Source organism: Actinoplanes sichuanensis, assembly GCF_033097365.1.
Lineage (GTDB): Bacteria > Actinomycetota > Actinomycetes > Mycobacteriales > Micromonosporaceae > Actinoplanes > Actinoplanes sichuanensis.
This window is the reverse complement of the sequence record NZ_AP028461.1, coordinates 5,786,662-5,802,395: the sequence shown is the minus strand read 5'-3', so window position 1 is coordinate 5,802,395 and position 15,734 is coordinate 5,786,662. Positions and strand designations below refer to the sequence as shown.

Here is a 15,734-nt window from a genome sequence, read left to right as displayed (position 1 = left end):
CGGTTGCGCCTTTCGGAGGGGCGATTGTCATGTGGTGGACGGCGATCGTCTGAGATCGCTGGCGTTCGGTGTGGCCGCCGCCGCAAAAGGGACGCTGATTTCGGTAGCGGTATAATCTGGTGAATGGAAACGATGGGGCGCGGAGTGGCGGTGGCCGAGGAGCCGAAGTCGCCCAGCTGGCCAAGTGTGCAACCAGTCCTGTTCGGTGACAGGGTGACACTGCGCCCGTGGCATCCCAATGATGCGGCCATCGTGTATCGCATTTGCCAGGATCCTGACATTCAGTATTGGACCCGTATCCCCGTGCCGTATGAGCGCGGGCACGCCGCCGAGTTCACGGGACTTCACGCTCCCCGCTCATGGTCGGACGGAGCCGGGGCGGCGTTCGCCGTGACCGACTCACACAGCGCGGAAGTCCTCGGCTCCGTGGGTTTGGTCGCCATCGATGCTGAGGACATGGTCGGCGAGGTCGGCTACTGGATCGCTCCGGCAGCCCGACGTCGTGGCGTTGCGACCGCGTCCATTGCCATGCTCGCATCATGGGCGTTGGGCGAGGTCGGCTTGGCGCGGCTGGAGCTATTGATCGAGCCCGAGAATATCGGCTCGCGGAAGGCGGCCGAACGCGCCGGCGCTGTCCTGGAGGGCGTCATGCGCTCGAAGGCGAAGAATCGTGCCGGGCAGCGCTGCGACCTGTCCCTCTACGCGATTCTGCCTGACACCTGCCTGATCGACGGATTCAAGCAGAAGGTCTGTGGCGATGGTGCTGGGTCCAGCGGCCACGCCGGGCCATTCACCATCCTCGGCCGCACCGGATGATGTCGAAACGGCCGTGAGGGCTGCCGTTGCCCGGCGCAGCGATCAGCGAGTGGTTTCATCCGTTTTCGAGGCAGGACGTAATCCCATCACCGCATAGTCGTGCATCTGCAGGGCCGAGCTGACTCGGACGTTGGTGACATCCGGGTTCCGGAAAACTAATGACCGTGAATGGACAATCGGAAGAAATGCCGCCTGCTCAGTGATTCTCTCGGCCACTCTGCGATAGATGTCGTGGCGTTCCGTGGCGCTCTCGATCGTCATCACCACATCGAGCAGCGCGTTTACCAGCGGATCGTTCAACTCAGATATGTTGGAGTTGCTGGTCGGCAGGATGGCATCCCCATGGCAGATCGCGTGAAGAAAACCGAACCCGGACGGCCAGTCGGATCCCCAGCCAGTGATGTTGATGCCGAGGTTGTTCTCGTGCACGAAGGCGGGCGTACCCGGATATACGTCGATCTCGCCAGACGGATAGCCGAGAAGGTCCGCCTTGATACCGACGCGGGCCAGTGAATCCCTTAGCGCCTCGGCTGCGGCCTGTTCCTTCGGCCGGTTGTTCCGGAATGAGATGGCGGTGGCAAATCCGTCAGGGCAGCCGCCCTCGGCCAGAGCAGCTGCGGCCTTCTTCAGATCTCCGCGCGGCTTGCTGTGGAAGCCGTAGGGGTCAAAGGTCTCGGGTGGGGCTCCCGGAATTGTCTGCGGCAGCATGGTGGATACGATCTCGCCACCGGCGGAGCCGCCGAAGGCTTCCTGGAGTGCGACGTGGTCGGCTGCATACAGCACGGCACGCCGGCAGTGAACGTTGTCGAGAGGTGGAATGACGGTGTTGATGGCTGCGTACCAGACGAAGCCGTTGGTCGGGTTATCGGCATTGCTCCTGAGTGCGGGACTTGCCATGATCCTCGCCTGACCACGGTGCTGGACACCGCCGCCTTCCACCGCCAAGTGAGATCTGCCCGTGAAAAGTCTCTCGTCGATTTCGTCGGCATCGACGTTCAGATTGACGACGATCTTGTCGACTAGTTGCTTCCGGGCCGGATCGGTTGACGGGTCCCATTGAGGATTTCTAACCAGTGTCAACTGCTTTCCGGTAACGTAATGGTCAAACATGTAGGGTCCACTGGACAACGGATGCCTGTAGTATTCGGTACCCGTGTCCTTGGCGGGCGGGACTGGGGCGGTTTGTGGCATGCTAACCAGATGGTCGAACTCCGCCATAGGCCTTCTGAGGTGGAATACGATAGTCAACGGGTCGGGAGTGGAAATACCGACCTGTTCGCCCGTCCCGGAGGTGTCCTCGCCTGAATCCCCGAAGGAGGCGAGGAAGGTGCGCCAGTACACCGGCCCGATGGGAAGCGTGTCGGAATAGCTGGCGCTCCGCTCGACAGCGTGTTTGATCATGTATGAGGTGATCAACTCGCCGTCTTCCATCCGAAGATTCGGCTTGAGCCGGTACGTCCACGTGCGCCGGTCGGGGCTGACCTCGCCGAGATCGCGAGCCAGGTCCGGCACCAGTTCCTCTGCGCCCGAACCCGCTTTCGCCGAGTACGTGGTCAGGGTGCGTGTATACAGACGGGCGAAGTTCCACGCGTAGGCGACGTAGGAGTTGCCTGGATCGGTGGAGTCCCAGTCGCCGGAATTGTCGAAAACGAGCGTTCCACCGCGGTGACTGCTGGGATTCGCTGTGCCGTTGACCGCGGCGTTGAATCCGCATCCCGTCATGCTTGCGCCGCTGCGCGCTGCCGAAACGAGATCCGTCTTGACTTTGACATCGGCTAATGAGTTGGACCGTGTTTTCCTCACGTTCGCAATGCTAGACGAAGTGACCGCGACACTCCGGAGCCGATGAGGCACGAATATCGCCGTTGCCGCCGGGCGGGCACGAGGAGAGGAAGAGTCGAGGCTCTGACTGCAGTCATGGTCTAGAGACCGGTGGTGTAGCAAAATACGTGCGCCCTCCGACTGCCACCTGCTGGATGAGCCCCTACTGCTGCGAGTAGGTGCCAGACCCGCGGAGCCTGCCGTCCATCACTCGTAGGATCTGCGCGCCTATAGTGAAGTCCGTCTCTGTGCCGGGGTGGATGGGGGTTCGTGGGTGAGCGGAACGGGCGCGGTGGAGCAGCTGGTACTTGGAGCGGTGGCGGGTGCGGGTATCTGCGGCGAGTAGGCGGTTCACTGAGCCGGGATGGTCGTACGAGGAGCCGGTTGTCCGGCCATGCCCGGTCTGTGAGGGCCAGCTGCACAGCCCGCGGAAGCCGTACGAGAGCCGCGGCCGGCGCCGGCGAGCAACTCGAACTCCAAGGTCGAGTTGAACGACTCGGCGACCGCGTTGTCGAGGGCCGATCCGGTACGGCCCATCGACTGGCGTACCTTCGCCCGCCGGCAGGCCGCCTTGAACAGATTTCCGGTGTACTCCTTAGGTTCAAGGAGTCGTTGCAACACTGGCTCTCTGGAGCGATCTTAGATGCTCCTCGAAGGCTTCAGCAGGAGTTTTCCATTCCAGCATTTTGCGCGGTCGGCCGTTGAGTGCGGCGGCGATGGCGTTGAGGTCGCTGACGGTGTGTCGTGATAGGTCGGTCCCCTTCGGGAAGTACTGGCGCAGCAGGCCGTTGGTGTTCTCGTTCGTTCCGCGTTGCCAAGGACTGTGCGGGTCGCAGAAGTAGACGTCGAGGCCGGTGTCCAGTCGCAGTTGGACATGCTGGGCCATCTCGGCCCCTTGGTCCCAGGTCAACGAGCGTCGCAGTTGCTCGGGCAGGGTGAGGATCTGCTCCGCGATCGCGTCGCGCACGGCCTCGGCGCCGTGCCCGGCCAGCGGTGGACCGTTCTTCACGACAGGCTGCTGACCATGTCCTTCCATCCGGGGAAGATGCAGCAGCATCGTGAACCGTGTGGTCCGCTCGACCAGCGTGCCGATCGCGGACTTCTCGAGGCCGATGATCAGATCGCCCTCCCAGTGCCCGGGAATCGCCCGATCGGCGACCTCCGGCGGCCGCTGGCTGATCATGACCTCGGGGCTGACGAAGTGCTTCCCGCGGCGGCGTGTGCGTGCTCTCGGCGCCCGCAACGCCCGGCCGGTCCGCAAGCACGCCGTCAGCTCCCGACGCAACGCGCCTCGTCCTTGGACGTACAGTGCCTGGTAGATCGCCTCGTGCGAGATTCGCATCGACTCATCATCCGGGAAGTCCCGCCGAAGCCGGCGGCTGATCTGCTCCGGGCTCCATGCCGTTCCCCAGCGCCGATCCGCGCGACGGCCATGCCGGCGGCCTTTCCACGGGACGTTCGGGCCGGGGATCGGCCGGCCCTCACCATCGGTGATCGCCCCGGCGAGCCGTTCCTGCACGTAGTCACGAAGCCGCTCGTTGACCGCCAGCTTCGCAACCTTCGGGCGGCGGCCACGCCGCTCGGCGTGCCACTGCGCATTCACCGCACGGTAGTCGATGCGACCACCCCTGGTCGCCGCGTTGCGGCGCAGCTCCCGCGAGATCGTCGACGCGTCACGGCCCACCGCCCGGCTGATCTCGCGCACGCCCTTGTCCTGCGCTTTGAGCAGGGCGATCTCCTCACGCTCAGCGAAGGACAGATACCGGCCCGACAGCGGCGCGAGCGACAAAGGTGGCATACCGCCACCCTGGCGAAACCAGCGCCCGCCTACGGGCTGCGACACACCGCACGCCGCGGCAGCCTCCTCACTCGACAGCCCTTCAGCGATCCGCAGCCAGAACTGCCGCCGCACCTCCCGGTGCTCGTTCACGCCCGGACGGCCCGGCGACCGCAACGCCGGCCTGCCCGTCATCGCCGTTGTCCAGCCCGGAGGTCTTCCCATGACACACCCCTCGATCAGGGTGTTGCGACGACCACTTGAATCCGCCCTCCCCGCCCTGATCGCTGTGGAAGATCACCCCGGCCACGTCAACACCGCGGACCGCGATCGCGACCTGCAACGCGGCCGTGGCCAGAGCCGCATCGTGACGAGCGCCCATGGCGAACCCGACCACTCGGCGCGAGTGCAGGTCCAGCACGGTCGCGAGATAGAACCTGCCCTGCTCGCACGGGATCTCGGTGAGATCACCGACCCACACCGTGTTCGGCTCCGGCGGCGGGCTGAAGTCGCGGTTGAGCAGGTCGGGAGCCTTCCGCGCGGACTTGTCCGGCATGGTCAGGTTCCGGCGGCGCGGCTTCGGCCGGGCGACCAGGTGCTGCTCGGCCATGATCGCAGCGATCGTGTTCACGCTGACCTTCCAGCCCATCGCCCCGCAGATCTTCGGTGATCCGCGGGGAGCTGTAACGACCCTTACGCCGGTGAAACAGTGCGATGACCAGTGTGGTCAGCGCCTGACGGCGGGCCCGGCGCAGCGAGCCGTCACCGTGCAGCCACTTGTTCAGCCAGGCCGACGACACGCCGAGTGCCCGGCACGCGGTCGCGTGCGGGATACCGTGCTGTGCCCTCTGGGCGGCGATGAACCCGGCCATGACTACCGGATCATCGAGTCCTCGACCCAGAGGGCCAGACTGCGCTTGAGCACATCACACCGCATCCGCAGCTCGGCGTTCTCCCGCCGCAACCGGGCCAGTTCAGCCCGCTCGTGCTCACCGAGGCCGTCGCCGGGCGCGTTCTCTCGGCGGTGCCGGTCCAGGGCCACCCAGTTCGCCAGGGTCCCGTCCTTGATCCCCAGATCCCGGGCCACCTGCGCGATCGGCTTACCGGTCTCCCGGACCAGCCGCACCGCACCGTCTCTGAAGTCCTGATCAAACCTTCGCCGTGTCTCCGCCATCGCCAGTCACCAATCCTTTAAGGCGATGTCTCCACGGTACGAGGGGAAGCTCAGTCCGCGGTGGTGACGTGGCCGGGGTGATCTTCCACAGCGATCAGGGCGGGGAGCATGGATTCAACCGGTCGTTGCAACACCTCGTCAGAGGGGTGGGGCCATGGCTTATGGGCCGAGGCAGAAGCGGGTTCGGGCATACCGGGGTCAGATCCCGTGGCCGGGGCGTCCGACGGTGGCGTGGCGGGAGGACCGGGTCAAGTTCTGGGCCGCGATCAAGTCGGGTGTGATGACCGAGGACGCGGCCGCGACGGCGGGCGTGTCGGCGCCGGTCGCGTTCCGGTGGTTCCGGCACGCTGGCGGCGTGAATCCTGGACTCGCCGCGACGGTGTCGGGCCGGTATCTGTCGTTCAGTGAGCGTGAGGACATCGCCCTCATGAAGGCCCGGGGTATGGGCGTGCGAGAGATCGCCCGGGCAATGGGCCGGGACCCGTCGACGGTGTCACGGGGACTGCGGCGCAACGCCTCGACCAGGGCCTACCACCTTGATTACAAGGCGTCGACGGCGCAGTGGCATGCCGAACGTCGAGCCCGCCGGCCGAAAGCCGCCAAGCTGCTGACCAACGAACGGCTCCGGGAGTACGTCCAGGACCGGCTCGCCGGTGAGATCCGGACCCCGGACGGACGCGTGGTCGCTGGACCGCAAGGCCCACAGTTCAAAGGCCGCAACAAGCCGCACCGCGGTGACCGGGCCTGGGTGAGCGGGTGGAGCCCGGAGCAGATCTCGCGCAGGCTGCGGGCCGAGTTCCCGGACGATGAGTCCATGCGGATCAGTCACGAAGCGATCTACCAGGCACTTTACGTCCAGAGCCGTGGAGGCCTCAAACGGGAACTCGTCGCGTGTTTGCGCACCGGGCGGGCGCTTCGCGTTCCCCGGGCCCGGGCGAAACAACGTGCCTGGGCGCACGTCACCGACGCCACGCTGATCAGTGAAAGGCCCGCCGAGGCAGACGATCGTGCTGTCCCCGGGCACTGGGAAGGTGACCTGATCATCGGGTTGCAGCGCTCCGCTATCGGGACTCTGGTCGAGCGGAGCACCCGATTCACGATGCTCATCCACCTGCCCCGCGAAGAAGGCTGGGGTGTGATCCCACGGACGAAGAACGGGCCGCCGCTGGCCGGATACGGGGCTGTCACGATGAGCCGCGCCCTCGCCGCCACGATCACGACACTGCCGCAGCAGTTATGGCGATCGCTGACCTGGGACCGCGGCAAAGAACTGTCCGCGCACGCCGCGTTCACCGTCGAGACCGGAGTCCCGGTGTCTTCGCCGAGCCGCACAGTCCCTGGCAGCGCGGCACCAACGAGAACACCAACGGACTGCTGCGCCAGTACTTCCCGAAAGGCACCGACCTATCCCGATGGACTGCCGAAGAGATCAACGCGGTCGCTCACGCACTCAACAGCCGGCCACGGAAAACACTCGGCTGGAAGACTCCCGCCGAAGCCCTCGACGAACATCTACGATCACTTCAACAGGACGGTGTTGCGACGACCAGTTGAATCTGAGGGTGTATTTTCTCATCGGTGGTTGCCTTTCGTCTGAGAAACCTCGGCCAGCGCGCGACGGTCGACCTTGCCGCTGGGCGTTCGGGGTAGTTGGCGATCCCAGCAGACGAACCGCTGCGGCACCATGTGGGCGGGCATCACGTCGGCTAACGTGCCCCGCAGCACTTGCTCGGACAAGTGGGTGTTGTTGTTGGGTAGGTAGTGGGCGGTCAGATGGCCGCCAGCATTAGGCGAGTGCACGACAACGGCGTCTGCAATCCCGGGGACCGACCGCAGCACACTCTCAATCTCACCAAGCTCAACCCGATGGCCGCGGACCTTAACCTGGTCGTCCTGTCGGCCGAGTAGTTCGATCTGGCCGTCTGGGAGGAGCACGGCAATGTCACCGGTGCGGTACATCCGGTCGCCGCTCAGCGGCGCGGGCAGGAACCTCTCCAGGGTCTGGACGGGTGCATTGTGGTATCCACAGGCCACCGCGTCCCCGACGACGCAGAGTTCGCCCGGCACGCCGATCGGCTGCGGCCTCTGCTCGTCGTCCAGCACGCCGATCCGCACACGGTCGATTGGACGGCCCACTGATGGCCGGGCCGGCCAGGTCACCGGATCTCCGCTCAGTTCCAGGGCGGTCACCACGTGTGTTTCGGTGGGTCCGTATTGGTTCACCAGTCGCGCGTCGGGAAGATTAGCGAAGAACCGCCGTACGGCTGGAGTCACGTGCAACGCCTCACCCGCAGTGATTACTTCGGTGAGCGCTGACGGCGACTGCAAATCCAACACCTGAGCGTAGTGGCAGAACGCCTGTAGAGCGACGAATGGCAGGAAGATCCGTCGTACTGCCTGCGCCTCCATTAACGCAACGAGCGCGTCGAAGTCGAACCGAACGTCGGTGTCAATGAGTACGAGCGCACCGCCGGATGCCCAGGTGCTGAAGATCTCCTGGAACGATACGTCGAAGCTGAGCGCGGCGAACTGTAGGGTACGGTCCCCGCTACCGCAGCGCGAATGTCGGCACTGCCAGTCGATCAGGTTGGCCAAGGCACGATGCGGCATCGCCACGCCCTTCGCCCGACCGGTGGACCCGGACGTATACATCACATACGCGAGGTCGTCGCGGTCGATGGGGACCTGTATCGCCAGCGGCGCGCCCTCGCGGGGCCAGTCTGCAGCGTCTAGCGTGCGCACGTCATCATCGAGGACTACGGCGCCAGCCGCCGACTTGGAGGTCAACAGGATTCGCAACCCGCTGTCCGCGATCATGTGCTCCAGGCGCGCCGCGGGGTAGCTTGGATCCAGCGGCACGTACGGTCGACCGGACTTGAGGACGGCGAGGACCCCCACGGTGAGGTCGAACGAGCGCTCGAGCAGGATGCCGACGGGTCCGCCCGCCGGATCCAATTTGTTCAGGTGCACGGCGAGCCGGTCGGCTGCGGCGCCAAGCTCGTCGTAGGTCAGTAGCCTTTCGCCCCACACCACAGCGGTGGCGTCCGGTGCGGTGCGGCGCGCTCGTTCGAAGGCCTCTGTAACGAGCAACGCCTCGCCCTTAGGGAATCTACCGGCCGTCATCGCGGTGTCAGTGAATTCCTCACGGACCTGATTCATCATCATTCCTTCGAACAAAAGTGACTGGCCGGGCGGCGCCCCGCGGCTCCTCGAAAGCCGAGCGGCGCCACGGCCGGATGAGGCATGGACCGTGTAAGACACCGCCTTGGACGAGATCAACACCGCCTGACAGACTCAGGTGAAACCTCGGCATGCCACAATCCGCGAAGAAGTCATTAGGCTTAACCGCGGACCGCGAGTGGGGCGACCTAGACGTTCTACGGGAGGCGACTCGGATGATCCAGGAGACCGGTGCCATGTACAGCGAAGACGCGAGTCGAACTCTGTTCCTGCGCCCATAGGCTAAGTTTCTCCGCGGTTAAAGACGTGAAGGTAACGTCATCGGACGACCGGGTCCAGTTGTCGGCGCGGTGCTTTCCGCGTCGAGCCAGCCAGCGATGGCCGCAGCACTGCGGTGCCGCACGATGACGCGCAGCGGGATCTTGCGGTGTAACTGCTCATACAGGCGTGACGCGACGATGGGGACCAGCAGCGAGTTCCCGCCACGTAGGAAGAAGTCATCGTTCTCATCCAGCGAGTCCTCGCCCAGTTGCTGCTCGGACAGCACCGCCGCGAGCACACTGCGAACCAGCTCCGTGGTGTCCTTCCCAGCGTTCACATCCTCGGGAACGGTGTCATCTGACATCGGGCTGTTGGTCATTACCGGACTCCTGTCGTCATGTACGAACTGTCGAGAATCGCCGGGCTGGCGGCCACCCACAGGTACCGGCTATATGCGCTAATTCGCCCCTCCGCCACAGCGAACAGCCGGAGTCCGTGCCGATCTGCAACGTCGAAGTCGGCGGGGATGTGCCCTCCTACCTCGACGATGCGCACTTCGTGGGGGGCGAGAGTCAACAGTTCAGTACGCGCCCATTCAGTGCCGTACAACTCCTCGTAGAGCAGCGCGTATCCAAGATGAGCGCGGACGGTGCGGCCAGTGCGGTTATGCAGCACGGCTTGCTGCTTCAGGTGTTGAGTACGAGCGGTGTGCTGCACACCCACCAATCGGCACGTGACGACGGCGTCGGCGTCCTCGTCAGTCACCTCTCCACAGACGGCGCACAACAGCATGAGCCTTTCGACGTCGGCGTCCAGCACATGCCGCCAGCGGATCAAAACGGCAGAGTCGTTACACTCCGGGCACCGGGCGGGCCGCTTCTCGACGCGTTCACAGCTGTCCGAATAGCTGTCCATGAAGTGGTAGCGACTGCTAACGGTGAGATCGGTGAGCTGAGCCGCGACCGTGCGGTCGGCTGCATCGAGCAGCTTCTCGGCGCGGTCTAGGGCCGCTGCAGCCGTCTCAGAGACGAGAGTGTCGGCGAGTTCGGAATATGCCTCGGCGAGTGCTGCCCGGGCCCGCCCTGGATCCAGGTCGGGACCTACCAGGTCGTACGCCCAAAGCCGGGCGACGGCGCGGGCACGGGCCGCCAGCCGGCGCATGACGTCCCATAGTGGTTCGGTGGCGAGACCGGTGCTCACCTGCGCCGGGCCGCCTCGCGGGAGCACCAGCGTTTGGCCGTCACGTAGCCGCACGACATCTGCCAAGCCTTGCACGACGAGGCATTCCGGAGCGTCGAGCGGCGCGGGCCGGATAGCGTTGTCTTCGATAAAGAAGGGCGTCCTCGGGTCGGCGGCGGTGAGCCGTGTGCTCGGAAACGGTCGCAGGGATGCGTCACCGAGGAGAACGAACCGCCCGATCGCGCGGGTGTTGGCGTCGATCTCCTCGTTGACGACGGCCACCGCGCGACCCAAGGACATGCCGTCCTGGAGCAGAGCAGTGAACAGCGGGCCCGCCACGCGGTAGCCACCGCGGACCCACGGGCTGGCTACCACAGCAAAAGTTTCGCCTTCTAGCATGGTCAGGGCCAGCGTGGTGTCGCTGGTGAACTGGCTCGAACCCACTTTCTGCACCATGCAACTGTCGAGCAACACGATTCCGGCGCTGATCTCGGCCGCGGAAATCACCTCGTCCGGGCCGTAGTGCAATCGGTAGCAGCCCTCGTTCTGAACACAGGAGGTGAGCCCAAGCATCCGGCGGCCGTCCGGCCGCACCGATGGCTCCGATTCGGAGCGCCCACAGATGACACCGTCGGATAAGTGAACCAGGCACTCACGGCCATGCGCCCGTAGGGTGAGGGTTCCGGTATGCGGGGTGGTTGACGTGAGATCCGCACGAGCCACCGCGTTTGTTATCGCCTCAAGGTGCACCGACGACGTGGACAATTGGTCGTGCGCCCGCAGGGTCCGAGACACCAGTGCCGCCAGCCGACTGTGGTCGCGGGCGGTGAGAAGCCCCAAGCCGGCCCGTTCTGAGGCGGCGCCCAGCCAGTGGTCGTTGACAGTATCCGCTGTCGCGAGGAACGTAGTGGTGACAGCGTCGACGTCGAGCACGGCTTCAATACTCGGAACAGTCACGTGCTCGCGTCCGGTCAGGCTTGCCAGACTGATCGCGAGGTTGGTAATGGCGTCTCCAGCAAGGGACACCACGACCCCGGCGTCCCAAAGCGGGTGCTCCGCCGGATGGGTGCTCATGCCAGACCCTCCTTCGAGTCAGCCGAGGGCAAGGGCTGCCTGCCCAACATTCGAGACGGCCGCAAGGAGGCGGTGATCGCGGCGGTTGTGATCAGTGCGAGGGCAGCGGCGGCGAACGTGGCAACCATCCCTGCGGTCTGCGCTACGAACCCGACCAGGCCCATGCTGACTGGCCGAGACAGTGTGTAGCCGAGAAGGTCCCAGGACAGCACTCGAGAAAGCACGGCATCGGGCACGTGCGCCTGCATGGTGCTCTGCCAGAGGATGTCGGTGAACATGGTGGCTGCGCCGGCGATCACCTCCGCCGTGACGAGGACTGCGAACGGGGATCGGAGGCTGAATGCGAGCAGCAGTGGCGCGATGAGAACGGCGCAGCACAGCATCGTCAGCATCGGACGGCGCGGTTCGAACCGGGCAGCCACCAGACTGCCCAGTACACCGCCGCCGGCGAACCCCGTCAGCAGGATCCCCCAGGCGGCGGCACCGCCGAGGTGTTGTTCGGCCAGCACTGGTCCGAGAACAAAGAGCGGTCCCGTTATGCACAGCTGACTCACCACGAAGTAACCGACGCCAGCGGTCAGCCATGGACGGCTGAGCACTTCCCTTCCACCGGATCGCAGCTCGTGCAGAACCGACTCGCCTGACCGTTTCTCACCGGCCCGCTCGAACCGTGGCATCCTGCTCTGGCACGAGGCGATGAGCATCGCGCTGCCCAGGAAGGTCAGCGCATCGATACCCAGGGCCCAGGCAGGGCCGACAGTGGCGGTGAGTGCCCCGGCGAGAGCCGGTCCCGCCACGTTGGCGATCCCGGCCGCGGTGGTGATCGCTGCATTGGTCCGTTGCAACTGCTCCGTCGCCACCAGGCGCGCGATGAAACCGCCATAGGTGGGCAGAAAGCAGCCGGAGGCCAGCCCGTGCACGAGCTGCAGACCAATGATCACGGGCACTCCGACGTGGCCACTGAGCAGGCCAGCGGCCAGCACCGCCTGTGCGACGAAGCGAATCAGATCAGACCAAATCAGGATCGAACCGCGATCGAATCGGTCCGCCATCACCCCGCCGAAGAGCAGCGAGACGGTCAGGCCTACGACGCGGGCGGCCAGGGCGGCCGACAGCAAGGTGGTCGAGTCGGTCAGCATGACGACCGCGAAGGCCAGCGCCACGCTGTTGCACCCGTCGCCGATCACGGACAGCGCCTGGGCCGTCGACAACCGTCTGATCAACGGGTCACGAAGGGCGGTACGCAGTGTCATCGGCCCCTCCTCCTTGAGGAATATTCGTCGTGGTATGCCTGGCTGGCAGCTCGGCAGTACTGCGTCTGATAGGCGTCCAGCGGAGGGGGGAGTACGGGCGGGACCAGCGACTCCACCCAGCGCTCGACGCGCTCCGCACGCACCGCGAGTAGGTCGTCACGCAGAACGACATCGCCAACCGCCGCCAGGCGGGCGAGGGCGTCAGTGATGTTGGCGACGACGAGCTGCCCCCGAGGAGAGTGGCCGGTGGGCAGCCGCCACTGTTCCCACAAGCTCTGGGCGGAGAGTAGATCCTGGACTGAGATTTTGCCCCCAGGCGGCAACGCCAGACTCAGCTGCTGCCGCACGATCGCCTGGGCGCAGTGCGCCGCCACCTCAGCGTGCCGGTCGTGACCCGCGACCGCGGTCCCCGCGGCGACCATGCTGATCCAATACCGCCACGGCGCGTCCAGCGAAGCTGGCTCGAAACCCCCGTTCTGTTCCGCTGGAACGCGGCACCCGCTAGCGCCACCTCCAAGTCCGAAGAGTACGTCACCTCACCAGGCCATTCGAAGTCCGGCCGACGGGTGAATCGGCGGTGCAGCCAGCTGTATTCGGCGCTGAAGTGCAGACGCATCCGTACCGCTTCGTTCACCGGGGTCGTCGTCTTCAGCACGGCGATGACGTCGATGTCGGCGTCCGGGTCGTACCTGTCCGCCGCGCTGCCGGTCAGGCAGGCGAAGTCGAGGCACCGGCCGAAGGTCCGTCGGCCAACCACTCCGCCAAGACGCTGACCAACAACATTATGGCCACTCCAATTAGGATCAGGAATTAATTCGATGCACATTCGGATCCGGCGTATCCGCCTGCGCATGACCATGCTTCAACAAGATCCGCCGCCTGGTCTACATGATCATGCTGGCCTATAGTTGCCATCCTCTTGATGACAGCGGGAAGAGCCGGATGCAGCACTCAGCCTCGATCCACCGCTGAATGCTGAGACGGCGGGGCCCCGGGCAGGGTCATTGCGTTCTCGGGTAACTGCTGGTCACGGCGGCTATCAGGTCGTGTGATCGGCGGTTGGCCTGCCGGGTAGCGCGGGCGATGTTGGTCGCGCCGCTGATCCGGTGCCAGCCGATCGCGGTGTTACGCAGCGTCGCGATGATTTGTGGGTCCGTTGCCGGTCCGGGCTTGATGCAGGTCTTCACGGAAAGTCACATCGCGGACGTGGTGGAGACGGTTCTCGATGTGCCAGTGGCGGCGGATCCAGGTCTGCAGGTCGACCGGCAGGGCGTGGCCGGCGGGTAGCGACACCGTCAGGTAGGCCGCTTCGCGGCTGGTCTTACCAGCGACGATGCGGGTCCGGGCTACCCGGACGGCCTGCTGCGCGTGTGGAAGGCGATACCGCCGGGCGTGCGGACAGTGACGGCTTTGAGAGTGCGGGTCTCGCGGCGTCCGTGCCCGCGGTCACGGGTCCTGTCACCGACCGGGATCTGTGCCCAGGAAGCTGTTTGAGCTGCTTGAATAGGGCCGGCTGGTTACCCTTCACCTGAACGAGCAGGTGCGCGTGCCGGGCGGTGACCTCGTCGGCGTGGTCGGTCTGACTGTGCAGGGCATCCGCCATGAACAGCACCCCGGCGAGGGTTCCGAGCACCTTTTCCACCGCGTCGAGCAGCGGTGCGAACGACGTGATCTCGTTCGACTTCGTGTCCACCGTGACCTGGGCAATCACGATGCCGGTAGTGGTGTCCAGGGCGGACAGCAGATGAACCTGACGGCCATCGCGGAGGCGGGCGCCCCGCAGAGTCTTGCCGTCGATCGCGATCACCCGGCGATACCTGCGCGGCGACAGACCCAGCGGACGGGTCATGGAGTGCAACCAGCCGGCGAGAACGCTGGTCAGCAGGGTCGGATCCAGCCGGATCAACAGCCGCCACATCGTCGTGCCGGCGGGCACACCATTACCGAAACCGAACCGTGCCCGGGCCTGGTCATCGAGGTCATACAGCCAGTCGGCGATCGACGCGAACGAGGATGCGCCAGCCATGACCGCGCAGACCGCGACGGCGAGACCGCCGACAACGGGTAACGGACCCCGCGCGGGTCACGCGGGTCGGGGACCTTCGTCAACGCAGTCAGCAAACCGTTCTCGTCACCGTCAGCGACCAGGATCGGTGTAGTAATGGGGCGGGGGTGTCGTGACGGTCAGTGCGGTGATGAGAGATGATGCCATCGGCGGGTGAGGTCCTCGGGGTTTTGTAGCGTAGAGAACTTCATCATCACCGACGTGATCTCACCCGCTACCTTCGCCTCCACAGAGGCCATTCACCTCACGAATCCCCAGTTCAGGGCCTTGCAGTCCGACTATGCAATGACCCTGGGGCCCCGAGAGATAGAAAGTGCCCTCTGAACTGGGAGGATAGGAGTTCTGACGCTTCTATTCCGTCGGTCCGAGAGGGCACCTCGCAGGTGAGATTGCGCTATGACGCGCCAGTGACGGCCGTGACGTTCGATGACCGGAATCTGGTGTCGTGTGCCGGGCTGGTTCCGGTGATGCGCCTAACCCAGGAGGCCGGCCTGCACGACGCGGTCACCGACCGGGTCACCCTGCCGACCGACAAGGGCGTCAACCCGGCCGGGAAGATCGCCACGATCGTCGCGGGCATGCTCGTCGGGGCCGACAGCATCGACGACCTCGACATCGCCCGGCACGGCGGCATGCGGTCGTTGTTCAGCAGCGTGTACGCGCCGTTGACGCTCGGATCGTTCCTGCGCACGTTCACCCACGGCCATGTCCGTCAGTTGCAGGCCGCCGCCCGCGAAACCCTGATCGGCCTGGCCGCCCGGGTACCGCTGCTGGCCGGCGCCGACGTACTGGCTTTCATCGACGTCGACTCGATGCTGCGCCGGGTCTACGGCAAGCAGAAAGAGGGCATCGGGTTCGGCCACACCAAAGTCGGCGGCTACAACGTCATGCTGCGCGGCTACAACCCGCTGATCGCCACCCTCTCGACACCCCTCGCGCCGCCGGTGATCGCCGCCACCAGGCTGCGTGGCGGTAACGCCGGATCCAGCCGGGGGCGCGGCGAGCATGATCGCCGAGACGATCACCACGGCCCGCGCCTGCGGCGCAACGGGTGAGATCGTGCTCCGGGCCGACTCGGCGTTCTATGCCAAGGTCGTCATCGCCGCCTGCCGCCGCCGGGACGTGCGGTTCTCG

At 65.4% G+C, this 15,734-nt stretch carries 12 protein-coding genes and 1 pseudogene; 3 read left to right on the top strand and 10 right to left on the bottom strand.

All coding sequences use genetic code 11. The features are described 5' to 3' along the window. Positions 1 to 123 precede the first annotated feature (123 nt). Positions 124 to 816 carry a GNAT family N-acetyltransferase gene (locus Q0Z83_RS26750; RefSeq protein ID WP_317796757.1) on the top strand — a complete coding sequence of 231 codons (693 nt, stop codon included), beginning with the start codon at positions 124 to 126 and terminating at the stop codon, positions 814 to 816. Positions 817 to 858: 42 nt separating this feature from the next. On the opposite strand, the gene Q0Z83_RS26745 is transcribed toward Q0Z83_RS26750, so the two are convergent. From Q0Z83_RS26745 to Q0Z83_RS26730, 4 genes are all read right to left on the bottom strand, one after another. Further along, positions 859 to 2,619: an ABC transporter substrate-binding protein gene (locus Q0Z83_RS26745; protein WP_317796756.1), complete on the bottom strand. Its 1,761-nt coding sequence runs from the start codon at positions 2,617 to 2,619 to the stop codon at positions 859 to 861. A gap of 619 nt (positions 2,620 to 3,238) precedes the next feature. Further along, positions 3,239 to 4,609: an IS30 family transposase gene (locus Q0Z83_RS26740; protein ID WP_317796754.1), complete on the bottom strand. Its 1,371-nt coding sequence runs from the start codon at positions 4,607 to 4,609 to the stop codon at positions 3,239 to 3,241. Next, a complete protein-coding gene (locus Q0Z83_RS26735; protein WP_317796753.1) occupies positions 4,518 to 5,045 on the bottom strand; it encodes a DDE-type integrase/transposase/recombinase in 528 nt (175 codons plus the stop codon). The genes Q0Z83_RS26740 and Q0Z83_RS26735 overlap by 92 nt, the downstream gene beginning before the upstream one ends. 243 nt (positions 5,046 to 5,288) lie before the next feature. Beyond that, positions 5,289 to 5,588, bottom strand: coding sequence for a transposase (locus Q0Z83_RS26730; RefSeq protein WP_317796752.1), 300 nt, complete (start codon positions 5,586 to 5,588; stop codon positions 5,289 to 5,291). 154 nt (positions 5,589 to 5,742) lie between these two features. Here Q0Z83_RS26730 and Q0Z83_RS26725 point away from each other — a divergent pair. After that, positions 5,743 to 7,142 (top strand): annotated as a pseudogene (locus Q0Z83_RS26725) (IS30 family transposase). Between the two features lie 18 nt (positions 7,143 to 7,160). Here the strand turns inward: Q0Z83_RS26725 and Q0Z83_RS26720 are convergent. From Q0Z83_RS26720 to Q0Z83_RS26695, 6 genes are all read right to left on the bottom strand, one after another. After that, a complete protein-coding gene (locus tag Q0Z83_RS26720; protein ID WP_317796751.1) occupies positions 7,161 to 8,747 on the bottom strand; it encodes an amino acid adenylation domain-containing protein in 1,587 nt (528 codons plus the stop codon). A 319-nt stretch (positions 8,748 to 9,066) separates the two neighbouring features. Further along, positions 9,067 to 9,408 carry a phosphopantetheine-binding protein gene (locus Q0Z83_RS26715; RefSeq protein ID WP_317796750.1) on the bottom strand — a complete coding sequence of 114 codons (342 nt, stop codon included), beginning with the start codon at positions 9,406 to 9,408 and terminating at the stop codon, positions 9,067 to 9,069. Continuing rightward, the gene (locus tag Q0Z83_RS26710) at positions 9,408 to 11,282 is read right to left on the bottom strand and encodes a hypothetical protein (protein ID WP_317796749.1); all 1,875 of its coding nucleotides are present in this window, start codon (positions 11,280 to 11,282) and stop codon (positions 9,408 to 9,410) included. The genes Q0Z83_RS26715 and Q0Z83_RS26710 overlap by 1 nt, the downstream gene beginning before the upstream one ends. Beyond that, positions 11,279 to 12,535, bottom strand: coding sequence for an MFS transporter (locus Q0Z83_RS26705; RefSeq protein WP_317796748.1), 1,257 nt, complete (start codon positions 12,533 to 12,535; stop codon positions 11,279 to 11,281). The genes Q0Z83_RS26710 and Q0Z83_RS26705 overlap by 4 nt, the downstream gene beginning before the upstream one ends. Before the next feature lie 1,001 nt (positions 12,536 to 13,536). Then, complete coding sequence (locus tag Q0Z83_RS26700; protein ID WP_317797421.1) at positions 13,537 to 13,722, bottom strand: hypothetical protein; 186 nt, start codon at positions 13,720 to 13,722, stop codon at positions 13,537 to 13,539. A gap of 134 nt (positions 13,723 to 13,856) precedes the next feature. Then, positions 13,857 to 14,561, bottom strand: a complete 705-nt coding sequence (locus Q0Z83_RS26695) for an ISAs1 family transposase (RefSeq protein ID WP_378079234.1) — start codon at positions 14,559 to 14,561, stop codon at positions 13,857 to 13,859. A 455-nt stretch (positions 14,562 to 15,016) separates the two neighbouring features. Between Q0Z83_RS26695 and Q0Z83_RS55925 the strand changes: the two genes are divergently transcribed. Next, entirely contained in the window at positions 15,017 to 15,655 is a 639-nt protein-coding gene (locus tag Q0Z83_RS55925; RefSeq protein WP_378079233.1) for a hypothetical protein, read from the top strand. Positions 15,656 to 15,734 lie beyond the last annotated feature (79 nt).

Bases quoted from the DNA above. Each gene is read 5' to 3' on its own strand.
- Q0Z83_RS26750 (WP_317796757.1), top strand. From the start codon at position 124: ATGGAAACGATGGGGCGCGGAGTGGCGGTGGCCGAGGAGCCGAAGTCG.
- Q0Z83_RS26740 (WP_317796754.1), bottom strand. From the start codon at position 4,609: ATGACGGGCAGGCCGGCGTTGCGGTCGCCGGGCCGTCCGGGCGTGAAC.
- Q0Z83_RS26730 (WP_317796752.1), bottom strand. From the start codon at position 5,588: ATGGCGGAGACACGGCGAAGGTTTGATCAGGACTTCAGAGACGGTGCG.
- Q0Z83_RS26720 (WP_317796751.1), bottom strand. From the start codon at position 8,747: ATGAATCAGGTCCGTGAGGAATTCACTGACACCGCGATGACGGCCGGT.
- Q0Z83_RS26715 (WP_317796750.1), bottom strand. From the start codon at position 9,408: ATGACCAACAGCCCGATGTCAGATGACACCGTTCCCGAGGATGTGAAC.
- Q0Z83_RS26710 (WP_317796749.1), bottom strand. From the start codon at position 11,282: ATGAGCACCCATCCGGCGGAGCACCCGCTTTGGGACGCCGGGGTCGTG.
- Q0Z83_RS26705 (WP_317796748.1), bottom strand. From the start codon at position 12,535: ATGACACTGCGTACCGCCCTTCGTGACCCGTTGATCAGACGGTTGTCG.
- Q0Z83_RS26695 (WP_378079234.1), bottom strand. From the start codon at position 14,561: ATGGCTGGCGCATCCTCGTTCGCGTCGATCGCCGACTGGCTGTATGAC.